This is a genomic window from Gordonia sp. C13, assembly GCF_023218005.1.
Lineage (GTDB): Bacteria > Actinomycetota > Actinomycetes > Mycobacteriales > Mycobacteriaceae > Gordonia > Gordonia namibiensis.
Genome location: NZ_JALPSY010000005.1, coordinates 82,846 through 94,885 on the forward strand (window position 1 = coordinate 82,846; position 12,040 = coordinate 94,885).

Consider the following 12,040-nt stretch of genomic DNA (forward strand, 5'->3'; position numbering starts at 1 on the left):
GTTTGGCGAAAAGGGGTGGGTTTGCGTGGCTAGATCGGCATCAGGAAGTGCTTGCGCGGGGTCTTGAGGACCTGCTTGTCGCGTAACTGCGCCAACGCCTTCCGGAGCTGCAGGCGGGTCTCGGCGGGCTCGATCACCGCGTCGACATACCCGCGTTCGGCCGCGAGGTACGGCGTGGCCATCATCGTGTTGTAGAAGTCGATGAAGTCACGACGGACCTTGTCGGCCTCGGCGGCCGAGAGTCCCTCGGTCTGACGGCGGGTGAGCACCGCGGCAGCCGATTCGGCGCCCATCACTGCGATCTTGGCGGTCGGCCAGGCGAAGTTGATGTCGGCACCGAGGTGCTTTGACCCCATCACCGCGTAGGCACCGCCGTAGGCCTTGCGCAGCACCACGGTGACCTTCGGGACGTCGGCCTCCACGTAGGCGTAGAGGAAGCGGCCCGACCGGCGGATGGTGCCCTTCTGCTCCTCGGCGAGGCCGGGGAGGATGCCGGGCGTGTCCACGAGGAACACGAGCGGGATGTTGTAGGCGTTGCAGATGCGGACGAACCGCGTCGCCTTCTCCGACGAATCGGTGTCCAGCACACCGGACATGACGCTCGGCTGGTTGGCGACGACGCCCACCGACCGGCCGTCGACACGCGCGTAACCGGTGATGATGTTGGGCGCGAACAGTTCTCCCACCTCGTGGAAGGCACCGTCGTCGAACAGCCGGATGATGATGTCCTTCATGTCGTACCCGGCGTTGTCGTTGTCCGGCATGAAGTCGTTGAGCGACAGATCTGACTCGGTGATCTCGGGTTCGAGACCCGGGTTGATCACCGGCGGCTGCTCGTAGGCGCTCGACGGCATGTACTGCAGGTACTCACGCACCCAGTCGAAGGCGGCCTTCTCGTCGGGCGCGATGTGGTGGATGTTGCCCCAGCGCGCCTGGTTGTGGGCGCTGCCCAGGTCTTCGGCGGAGATCTCCTCGCCGTTGACCTGCTTGAGCACGTCCGGGCCGGTGACGAACATGTACGACTTGTCCTCGACGGCGACGAGGATGTCGGTGTTGGCCGGGGTGTAAACGGCGCCGCCGGCGCACTTGCCGAGGATGACCGAGATCTGCGGTGCGAGACCGGAGAGCAGGTCGTTGCGGCGACCCATCTCGGCGTACCAGGCGAGCGAGGTGACGGCGTCCTGGATGCGGGCACCGGCCGAGTCGTTGATGCCGACCATCGGGCAGCCGATCTTGCCCGCCCACTCCATCAGTGACGCGACCTTGCGGCCGAACATCTCACCGACGGTGCCGCCGAAGACGGTCTGGTCGTGCGAGAACGCGGCGACGGGCCGACCGTGGACGAGGCCGTGGCCGGTGACCACACCGTCGCCGTAACCGCTCTCCGCGGCGCCCGGCATCTTGGCGAGCGCGCCGATCTCGACGAACGTCCCGGGGTCGAACAGCATGGCCAGACGTTCGCGAGGGGAACAGATCCCCTTCGCGGCACGTTTGGCGACTGCCTTCTCCCCTCCGGGTTCGCGAGCGGCCTCCAGCTTTTGCCGGAGGTCGGCGAGCTTGCCTGCGGTGGTGTCAGTCACGGTCCTTCACTTTCTACGCGACCACGATGTCTCGTTGAAGCTACTTCTTATCAAGCTCGCCGAGACGCGTGGCCAGATCGGCGCCGATCTTGGCGATGTACGGCTCGTCGACGATCGACAGGTGATCGCCACCGATGTGGATGATCTCGAGGTCGTCGACGACCTCGCCCCACCGGCCGTCCTCGTCGATCTCGGCCCACTGCGGTTCGAGTTCGATGGCACCGGCATGCATCTTGTCGGCGCGGTACAGCACGACCTTGCCGTCGTACGGCTCCGGCGCGATGTTGCTGAGCACCCGGTTCTCGATGAACGAGGTCCGCTGGTGTTCGATGATGCCGCCGGGGATCTTGGTGCCCGACATCGACATCATCTCCATGATGATCGCGAACTGCCCCTCGTCGTCGGCCTCGACGAGCCGCTCCATCGGGATCGGCACATCCGGATCGAGGTCGTAGTTGCGGATCGCGAACTCTTTCCACCGTTCCAGGCGGGCCCGCTTGGTGTCCGGGGTCTCGGTCATGTCCTCACGGGGACGCACGACGTCGATCAGGCCGACGAAGGCGACCTGTTCACCGGCTTCGCGGAGAACCTGGGCGACGCCGTAGGCGAGTGCACCACCGAACGACCAACCGACCAGCACGTACGGCCCGTTCGGCTGCAGTTCACGCAGACGCGGGATGTACTCGCGGACACGGTCTTCGATCGTTCCCTCGCTGCCGCGGTCGAAACCGATGACCGGTCGGTCGTCGGGCAACCGCTTGAGCAGCGCCTCGTAGGACGAGGTGTTGCCGCCGGCCGGATGGAACAGCAGGATCGGTGTCGGGTCTCCCGCAGCGGGGTCGTAGACCTTCTTGCCCTCGGGAACCAGACGCAGGTAGCGCAGGAACCCGTCGGTCGCCGCCCCCGCATCGAGGTGCTCGCGAACGTAGTTCGACATCTCCTCGATGGTCTCCGAGTCGAGGATGTCCTCGACGTCGATGTCACCGCCGGTGCGCTCGTTGAGGCGATCGGTGAGCTGCTGGGCCAACTCCTCCGACAGGACCGGCAGCTTGTTGAAGATGCCGCCCGCGGACTTCTTGGTCACGACCGCGTAGGTGCCGAAGGTCAGGCGCTCGGCCGCATCACGCGGCGGGACATCCGAACCCGCGGCCTCGGCGACCGCCTTCTGCGAGGTGATGTCGGTGACCGGCTTGGTCTCCGGCGCGGGCGCGGGAGCCGTGACCGGTTCCGGGTCGGTGCCCGGTGAGGTCGCGACGGCCTCCTCGACGTCCACGACGTCCTGGGCCACCTCCTGCTTCGGCTCCGGCGACTCCTCGACGGCCGGGACACCCGACGATGCGTCCTTGGCGTTCTGCTCGTCGATGTAGGCGTTGAGCGCTGCGGTGTCGAGTTCGCCTCCGCCGCCGGCGAGATCGTCGAGCTGATCGCGGTGGGTCACCGCGAACTCGACGAACTTCTGGACGTCGGCCAGATTCGCCTGGCGCATCGCCTGCAGCTGCAGCTGCGGGATGTCGAACTCGTACTCGACGCGGTTCTTGATGCGTACGGCCATCAGCGAATCCAGACCCAACTCGATGAGCGGGATCTCGCGCGGCAGGTCCTCGGGGTCGTAACCCATCGACTCGCCGACGATGATCGCGAGGCGATCGCCCACGGTCTCACCGGATTCCGGATTCCACTTGTTGCCGATGTCGTCGACGACCTCGTCCTCGACGACGACCTTGTCGTCGGCGAACGCCGCGGCACCGGACTCCGGCGCCGCCGCCGGCGCGGACACCGTGCCGGCGGTCTCGTCGAGGTCGCCGGTCACGACGGCCTCGAAGAGCAGGCGGAAGTTCTTGTCGGACTTCACATGTAAGCTCACCGATGCGCCGCCCGGGTGCGGGCTCAGCGTGGTGGTGACGGTGCCCGCCTTCGGGATCTCACCGTGCGACACCGCGGCACCGACCGAGGCGTTCTTCAGCACCTGAGCGGCGGCGGCGTGCACCAGCGCGCGCGGGTCGGTGACGGCGGCGGCGTTGACCTCCCAGGCGTGCCGGCCGTCGGGCAGCGCGACATGCGACCCGGGGACCGAACCGGCCGAACCACCCGAGGAGAGCTGTGCCTTGAGCCAGAACTCCTTGCGCTCGAAGCGGGTCCGCGGGATGGCGGCGTAACCACCGGTGCCGAACAGCGACGCGACGTCGACCGGGTGGCCGTGCACGTACAGCTTCATCAGGGCGTTGACCAGACCGAAGCTCTCGTCTTCCTTGCGGCGCAGCGTCTCGATGAGCTCGGCGTCGTGCAGACCGGCCGAGAAGGTCACGGCGGCAACGGAGATCAGGACCGCCGGGTTGGGCGAGAGCTCCAGGAAGGTGCGGTGGCCGTTCTCCACCGACTTCGAGATGGCCTGGCTGAACCACACGCTGTGGCGCAGACCCTTGAGGAAGTAGTCGATGGTGTGGACCGGCTCGTGGCCCGCGCGATAGAACACCTCGCGGTCGACCGAGCTGTAGAACCCGGTGGTGAGACGTCGCGGCTCGATGCCGGTGAGCTCGTAGGCGAGTTCACCGAGGATCGGGTCCATCTGCGAGGTGTGGCTCGCGCCCTTGGTCTGCAGCTTGCGGCCGAGCTTGCCCTCGGCCTCGGCTCGCGCGACGATCGCGTCGACCTGCGCCTCCGGCCCACCGATGACGGTGTGCGTCGGGGCCGCGTAGACGCAGATCTCGAGGTCGGGGTAGTCGACGAGGACGTCGTTGATGTCCTCGGCGCTGTACTCGACCAACGCCATCAGGCGGATGTCGTCGCCCTGCAGCATCGACTCGCCCTCGCCCATCAGGCGCGAACGCTGGCAGATGACGCGTGTCGCGTCCTCCAGCGACAGGCCGCCGCTGATGTACGACGCCGAGGCCTCACCCATCGAATGCGGCACCAGCACACCGGGTTGCGCGCCGTGGTGGCGCAGGGTGTCGGCAAGTGCGACCTGAATGGTGTAGATGCCGACCTGGCTGGTCTCGATGCCGTAGGTCTGCTCGTCGTCGAGGAACATCTCGGCGATCGAGTAACCCAGCTCGTTCTGGATGAGCGCGTCGACGCGGTCGACGTACTTCGCGAAGATCGGGTTCTCGGTGTAGAGCTGCTTGGCCATCTTGCGGTGCTGCGAACCGAAGCCCGACAGCAGCCACACGGCCGACGCCGCATCCGGCGAATCCGACGAGTACACAAGGGGATTGCCCTTGCCGTCGGCGACCGCGCGGACGCCGGTGATGGCGTCCTCATGGGTGCGGGCCATCACCACGGCACGCGAACGGCCGTGGTTGCGGTGTGCGAGCGCGCGTCCGATGTCGGCGAGCGGGGTGGCCCGGCCCTCGTCGGATTCGAGCCACTCGAGCAGGTCGGCGGCGGTCTTGCGTCGACGCGACGGCAGGAAGCCGGAGATCACCAGCGGGACGACCGAACCCTCGACGGCACACGGCGCGAAACCCTCGGCCGGGTCGGCCGCGGTCTCGGCGACCACCGGCTCGACATTCTTGGCCTGCGCGGCCAGGACGGCCCGCTCGGCCTCGGTCAGGAACTCGTCCTCGTCGTCGAGATCCGGTTCGCCGGGCAGCGATCCGGTGGCGGGGAGCTCCGATGCCCCGGCGTCGACCGCGACCGTCTCCGGCTTCAGGTCGCTCGGCAGGACCTCGCGGACCACCACGTGGGCGTTGGTGCCGCCGAAGCCGAAGCCGGAGATGCCGGCGACGGCGTGGCCCGAGTAGCGGGGCCACTCGGTGGCCTCCGGGATGACCTTCAGGTTGGTCGCGTCGAACTGGATGTACGGGTTGGGGCCGCTGTAGTTGCGCGACGCCGGGATGACGCCGTTCTTCAGCGCGAGGACGACCTTGGCGATCGCACCCGCACCCGCAGCGGATTCCATGTGTCCGTAGTTGGTCTTCACCGAACCGAGCAGCATCGGCTTGTCGGGGGTGCGTCCGCGCCCGACGACGCGCCCGAGGGCGTCGGCCTCGATCGGGTCGCCGAGGATGGTGCCGGTGCCATGGGCCTCGACGTAGTCGACGGTGCGCGGGTCGATCGCCGCGTCGGTGTACGCCGAACGCAGCACCTCGACCTGGGCCTCGGGGTTCGGGGCGGGCAGACCGTTGGAACGACCGTCGGAGTTGACCGCCGACCCGGCGATGACCGCGAGCACGTCGTCGCCGTCGCGGCGGGCGTCGGCCATGCGCTTGAGCACGACGAGACCGCCGCCCTCGGCGCGGATCATGCCGTCGGCGTCGGCGGAGAAGGCCTTGATGTGGCCGTCCTTGGCCTGTGCGCCGATCCGGTCGAAGCCGAGGGTCGCGGCGGGGGTGATCAGCATGTTGACGCCACCGGCGAGCGCGACGTCGGATTCACCGGTGCGCAGGCTGCGTACCGCCTGGTGGATCGCGACCAGCGACGACGAGCACGCGGTGTCGATGGCGATCGACGGCCCGCGGAAGTCGTAGAAGTAGGAGACGCGGTTGGCGACGATGGCCGTCGAGGTACCGGTCAACGCGTAGGCCGCGGTGTCCTCGGCGCCCTCACCGAGTCCGAGGGTCGCGAGCAGTTGGTAGTCGTTGGTCGACGTACCGATGAACACACCGACCGGCGCACCCTTGAGGTCGCTCGGCGGGATGTGGGCGTGCTCGAGCGCCTCCCACGTGAGCTCCAGCGCGAGCCGCTGCTGCGGGTCGACCATCTCGACCTCGCGCGGGCTCATCTGGAAGAAGTCGGCGTCGAACGAGCGCACGTCGTCGAGGTAGCCGCCCTTGATGTTCGACGACTCGAGGATCTCGGCGAAACGCGGGTCGGAGGTGAACTCGGTCCACCGGCCCTCGGGCAGGTCGGAGATGCCGTCGACGCCGCCGACGAGCGCCTCCCAGGTCGACTCCGGGGTGGTGCCGGACTTGGGAAAACGCGTCGACAGGCCGACGATCGCGATGTCGTCGTCGGCGCTGCGCTCACGCTGCCAGAAGGTGTCGACGGTGTCGGCGAGGCCTTCGTCGGGGTCGCCGTCGATGATGCGCTGCGCCAGGGACGAGATCGTCGGGTGGTTGTAGACCACGGTCGCGGTCAGGATGACCCCGGTCTTGTCCTCGACGTCGGCGGCGAGCGCCACGGCATCGCGCGAGGAGAGTCCGAGTTCTTCCATCGGGCGGTCGACGTCGATCTGGGCGACCGGCACGGCCGTCGCCTGCGACACCCATTCCCGCAGCCAGTCCCGCAGTTCGTCGACGGTGAGGTCACCGGCGGTCTCGCCGGGGGTGGCCTCACCGTTCGACGTGGCGTCGGTCGAGTCGGCGGTTGCTCCGTCTACCGAACCGGGGGTCTCGAGGGACGAGTCTTGGGGCAGATCGGTGCCGCGGGACTCGTCGGTATTCAGTTCAGACATCGCTTCCAGACTACTGCTCTCGTCGACACCCGAAACCGGGTGCCGAGTGACTGTTGCTGACGATCACCGACACCGCGGCCGTGAACGGGTGCGGACGCGCTATTCCGCCGCGTCCGGGAACGCCGTCTGCTTGTAGCCGCCGCGCAGGCTGCCGTCGATGTAGGCGGCACGGGTGGCCCGGCGGGCGATCTTGCCCGACGAGGTACGCGGGATCGAACCGGCGGGAACCAGCAGGACGTCGCGAGCCATGACGCCGTGGCGCTGCGCGATCGCGGCACGCACGGTGTCGGCGACCTCCTGCGGGTCGGCCTTGCGACCCGGGCCGCGCTCGGCCACGATGACCAGCTGCTCGGAGGCGTCGTCGGGATCAGGGGTCAGACCGCTGCCGGCGAACTCGAAGACCACGGCGGGCAGCTGGTTCGCCGGCACCGAGAAGGCGGCGACGAAGCCCGGACGCAACGCGGTGCTGGCCTCCTGGGCGCTGTACTCGAGGTCCTGCGGGTAGTGGTTGCGTCCGTCGACGATCACCAGGTCCTTGACGCGACCGGTGATGTAGAGCTCACCGTCGAGCCAGACGCCGTAGTCGCCGGTACGCATCCACAGGCCGTCGGCCGGGGCACCCTCGGAGTGGCTGCCCTCCGGGAGCGGGGCGACGAGCTTGTTGTGGAAGGTCTCCTCGGTCTCGGCCGGCTTGTTCCAGTAGCCGGCGCCGATGTTGAGACCGTGCAGCCAGATCTCGCCGACGTGACCGTCGGGCCGCTCGGAGGCCGTCTCCGGGTCGACGATGACCGCCCACTGGCTCACCGCGACCTGGCCGCAGGACACCTGGGCCACCGAGTTCGGCGTGCCCTCCTCGACGACGGTCAGCTTGCCGGCGTTGAGATCGTCGCGGTCGACGTAGATGACCTTGGCCTCGTTCTCACGCTGGGTCGCCGAGACGAACAAGGTGGCCTCGGCCATGCCGTAGCAGGGCTTGATGGCCGTCTTCGGCAGGCCGTAGGGCGCGAAGGCCTCGTTGAACTTCTTCATCGAGCTGACCGTGACCGGCTCCGAGCCGTTGATCAGGCCGATGACGTTCGACAGGTCGAGTTCCTCGCCCTCCTTGGGCAGGCCGCGCGCGGCGGCGTGCTCGAAGGCGAAGTTCGGGGCCGCGGCGTAGGTCTCCGCGCCGTCGGCGGCCGCGGCGAGTTCCTTGATCCAGCGGCCGGGCCGGCGGACGAACGCCTGCGGGCTCATGATCGTGATGTAGCGGCCACCGAGCGCCGGCAGGATCACGGTCAGCAGGCCCATGTCGTGGAACATCGGCAGCCAGGTGACGCCGCGCGCATTGCGGTCGATCTGGATGGTGTCGGAGATCTGCAGGACGTTCGCGGCCACCGCCTGGTAGGTGATCTCCACGCCCGCGGGGACGCGGGTCGAACCGGACGTGTACTGCAGGTACGCGACGGTGTCCTTGTTGTGGTCCTTGCCCGCGACCGGGGCGACCCAGCTCGAACCCACCGAATCGGGCACCGCGTCGACGGCGATGACGCGCGGGCGCTCCTTGGCCGGCAGCGGCGCGAAGAAATCGCGGACCGCCTCGGCGGACTTGGTGGAGGTGAGGATCGCGGTCGGCTTGCAGTCGTCGAGGACGGCGTGCAGACGATCGGTGTGGCCGGGCTCGTCGGGCGAGAACAGCGGCACCGCGACGTTGCTGGCGTACAGCGCGGAGAAGAAGCCGATCACGTACTCGAGAGACTGCGGCGCGAGGATCGCGACACGATCACCGGGCTTGGTCACCTGCTGCAGGCGTGCGGCGACAGCGCGCAGGCGCTTGCCGAACTGCGCCCAGGTCAGGTCCTGGGCTTCGCCGTCGCGCTCGCGGCTGTAGTCGATGAAACGGTACGCCAGCGTGTCGGCCTGCTCACGTACGTTCTGCTCGACATAGTCGACAAGCGTCGCTTCCTCGGTGAAAGAGATGTTTCCGGTCTCATCGAGAAAGTCTTCGAGTTCAGTCTTCAGCATTCATTACTCCTGTGGCCCCCTCGTGGACTCCCCCACGCGAGTGCAGTTCCCCGGTGACGTCCTTCGGCGACAACACCCGGCGCTTCTGCCATCCACGTCCTGTGCCGACCGCGGGATACGGTAGCGCACGTCCAGTTACACAACGAAAACCTTGTGATCGTCATGGTCAGCTTTGAAAGAGCGTACGTCGGCCATCCGGCGCACACCTTCGGTTCAACGACCCACCACCTCGCGGTTCACTCGCGAGACAGACGGCCATCCTACTCCCCCTTCAACTGGGCCAGCACGGGCGCAAAGGCGTCCATCTGGGTGGGGAAGACCCCGACGTAGGACATGGTCGTCCGGCGGCGGACCTCGCGGATCTGATCCGCGATCTCCTCGAAGCTGCCGATCGCGATGTACGGCGAGGACAGCACGTCGGCGACGGTGAACTCGGTGTCGTGCGCGATGTTCGGCGGGTAGCCCTGTTCGAGGGCCTTCAGCGCCATCTCGGCGGTTGCCACGCGATCGTCGGTGATGACGATGACGGCGATGGTCCAGTTCAGTTCGATCTCGTCGAAACGATCACCCGCGGCCTGGCGGATGCGGTCGACGCGTTCGGCCGTCTTCTCGATGGTCATGTCCGACAGCTTCATCTTGCCGTCGGGCGTGGTGCCCGGGGCGACGGAGATGATGTCGGCGTGCTTGGCGGCGAGAGCCAGCATCTTGGGCCCGCCACCGCCGACCGCGATCGGCGGGCGCGGTCCCTGACGGGGTCGCGGGCTGCCCTCGAGGCCGTTGATCTTGTAGAACTCGCCGTCGAAGTCGACGGTCTCGCCGCGCATCAGACCGTCGAGGATGGTCAGCGCCTCGTCGAGCCGGCGGATGCGGACGCCAGGGGACTCGAATTCGATCCCCGCCTTGTCGAACTCTTCCTTCATCCAGCCTGCTCCGATGCCGAGCTCGAGTCGCCCCTTGCTCAGCACGTCGATCGTGGTGGCCTCCTTGGCCAGCAGCGCCGGGTGGCGCCAGCCGTTGGCCAATACCGACGTGGCCAGGCGGATCGTGCTGGTGGCCTGGGTCAGCGCACCGAGCGCGGCCAGCGGACCGACCTGGTTGCCCAGGTGATCGGGCACCGCGAAGGTGTCGTAGCCGTATTCCTCGGCGGTCTGGGCCAGCTTGACGAACTTGCGGGCGCCACCCTCGTCCTTGTTGCCCTCGCCACCCGCACCGAAGCGGAACTTGCGCAGACCGGAGGAGCTGCCACCCGCATCATTCGGGGGTTGCGTCATCGCTGTCCTCTCCTCGTGTCCGGCCGTCGGGGACGCCGTACGGCATCCTGTGTCGATCGCCCGGACGAAGCCCGGGCCAGCCCAACACGTTAATGCAGCGTGACGGCCCCGCAAAACGAATCGGTGGTGTCGGCGACAGGGTTACACCGAGTTCGCCGACCGCGGGACGCCGAGGGGTCACTCGTGCGCGGGACGCGGGGCCTCGTCGATGAGGTCCTTGGCCCACGAGTACATCCACTGGGTCGCGGTGCGACCGTCGGCCTCCCAGTACTTAGTGGTGGCATACATCGCGTGGATCGGGTTGCTCGCGGCGTTGGCCAGCTTCGACACGGCGGCGAGCGGATTGAGGACCGTCGGCGAATCGCAGATGAGATCGCCTGGCGCACAGATGGACTGCACGCGGTCCTCGAGGTCGCCGAATCCCCCGTTGCGCGGGCCGGTCATGGTGATGCCGGGGACGATGTTGCCCATGCCGCCGAGTGCGATCTCCGCCCCGACGCCGTCGGGGCTCGGGTCCACATCGTTCTGCTTGCCGGGCTGGCGACGCCCGTCGGCGATGAGCCCGACCCCGAGAACGAGATCCTGGTCACCGTCTTCGAGCACACCCCGGCCGTTGCCGATGTTGCTGGCGAGATCACCCGCGATCACCGCCCCCTGGCTGAAGCCCATCAGCACGTAGCTGGTGAGCGGGCAGCGCTTGTTGGTGTTGATGATCTTGCCGGCGGCCCGCTTGTACCCCTGGGTGCGCGAGACGTTGTAGTCGGCCTGACGGTCGGCGAGGTTCGTCGGATTCCGGAACTGTGCGGTGTAGGGCACCGTGTAGATCTCGGTCCGCGACGAGTCGAAGTCCTTCGACAACGCGCGTGAGACCCGCAACATCAGCGAGTTCGGGTTCGCCGAGGGCGAGTACGGATCGTCGGTCGCACTCGACTCCCAGGTGCCCGGGATCACCACGGTCAGCACGTCGGGACAGTCCGCGGGTTGCGCCTCGGGACGCTCCTTCGACGGCGTCGACGGGACCTGCGGCCCGATCGGCGGGACCGGCCCGGGCTTCAGCCACACCAGGATGAGCAGCACGATGAGCACGATCGCGATGACCGCGAGCGTTAGGAGGAACAGGGAGAACTTCCCCAACCGCCGGACGGGGCTCTTCCGAGCGCGGCCCGCGGTGCGTCTGGCCATCACGTCAGCAGTAGTGCTGTTCTGCTGCGCGAATCACCTTGTCGGCCTTGGTGTTCGCCTCTTCGACGGTCTTGGTGCCCGGCCCGACCGACGCGGTGACGAAGGCCTTCACCATGCCCGGGTCGGTGCCCTTCTGCTTGGCGCCGCACACGTACTTCGCCATGGTGAGCGAGACGGAGTGGTCGCTGTCGCCCATGAAGGTGACGTTGTCGGCCTTCAGCGCCGCGAGGTAGGCCTTGGCCTTGGCGTCGAGCGGGGCACCGCTGGGCCCGGGGAAGTTGTCCGGGACCTTGGTGCTCGGGTTGGGCTCGGTCTCGGGCAGCTTCGAGGTGGTTCCCGACGGCGCGTCCGAGACCTTGGCGGTCGGCTCGGCCGAGGCCGAACCCGACGCGGGCGTGGACGATCCCGCGGCCGAGTACAGCGACGTGGTGGTGACCGGGTTGTTGGTGATCGGCGCACTGGCCGTCGAATCGTCGGAGCACGCCGAGACCGAACCGAGCGCGAGTGCGAGTCCCGCCAGGGGCAGCACCAGCCGAGCACACTTCGTTGTCATCGCCACTTCCTGTCGAACCTCTATCCCGCCGGACGCGGCGCAGTCGGACACTGCACCG

6 protein-coding genes are annotated in these 12,040 nt (G+C 67.8%); all 6 read right to left on the reverse strand.

The window, feature by feature from the left end; translation table 11 throughout:
* Positions 1–29: 29 nt before the first annotated feature.
* The 6 genes from M1L58_RS06390 to M1L58_RS06415 all read right to left on the reverse strand — a co-directional run bounded on the left by M1L58_RS06390 (position 30) and on the right by M1L58_RS06415 (position 11,982).
* The gene (locus tag M1L58_RS06390) at positions 30–1,580 is read right to left on the reverse strand and encodes an acyl-CoA carboxylase subunit beta (RefSeq protein ID WP_006867069.1); all 1,551 of its coding nucleotides are present in this window, start codon (positions 1,578–1,580) and stop codon (positions 30–32) included.
* Between the two features lie 40 nt (positions 1,581–1,620).
* The gene (gene pks13 / locus M1L58_RS06395; RefSeq protein ID WP_248658248.1) at positions 1,621–6,972 is read right to left on the reverse strand and encodes a polyketide synthase Pks13; all 5,352 of its coding nucleotides are present in this window, start codon (positions 6,970–6,972) and stop codon (positions 1,621–1,623) included.
* Positions 6,973–7,071: 99 nt separating this feature from the next.
* Positions 7,072–8,976 carry a long-chain-fatty-acid--AMP ligase FadD32 gene (gene fadD32 / locus M1L58_RS06400; protein WP_006867067.1) on the reverse strand — a complete coding sequence of 635 codons (1,905 nt, stop codon included), beginning with the start codon at positions 8,974–8,976 and terminating at the stop codon, positions 7,072–7,074.
* Positions 8,977–9,236: 260 nt separating this feature from the next.
* Entirely contained in the window at positions 9,237–10,247 is a 1,011-nt protein-coding gene (locus tag M1L58_RS06405) for an LLM class F420-dependent oxidoreductase (protein WP_248658249.1), read from the reverse strand.
* A gap of 177 nt (positions 10,248–10,424) precedes the next feature.
* Positions 10,425–11,432, reverse strand: a complete 1,008-nt coding sequence (locus M1L58_RS06410) for a cutinase family protein (RefSeq protein WP_248658250.1) — start codon at positions 11,430–11,432, stop codon at positions 10,425–10,427.
* Between the two features lies 1 nt (position 11,433).
* Entirely contained in the window at positions 11,434–11,982 is a 549-nt protein-coding gene (locus M1L58_RS06415; protein ID WP_006867064.1) for a DUF732 domain-containing protein, read from the reverse strand.
* Positions 11,983–12,040 lie beyond the last annotated feature (58 nt).

Excerpts from the sequence above, each read along its gene's own strand:
- M1L58_RS06405 (WP_248658249.1), bottom strand. The coding sequence starts at position 10,247 with ATGACGCAACCCCCGAATGATGCGGGTGGCAGCTCCTCCGGTCTGCGC.
- fadD32 (WP_006867067.1), bottom strand. The coding sequence starts at position 8,976 with ATGCTGAAGACTGAACTCGAAGACTTTCTCGATGAGACCGGAAACATC.
- M1L58_RS06415 (WP_006867064.1), bottom strand. The coding sequence starts at position 11,982 with ATGACAACGAAGTGTGCTCGGCTGGTGCTGCCCCTGGCGGGACTCGCA.
- pks13 (WP_248658248.1), bottom strand. The coding sequence starts at position 6,972 with ATGTCTGAACTGAATACCGACGAGTCCCGCGGCACCGATCTGCCCCAA.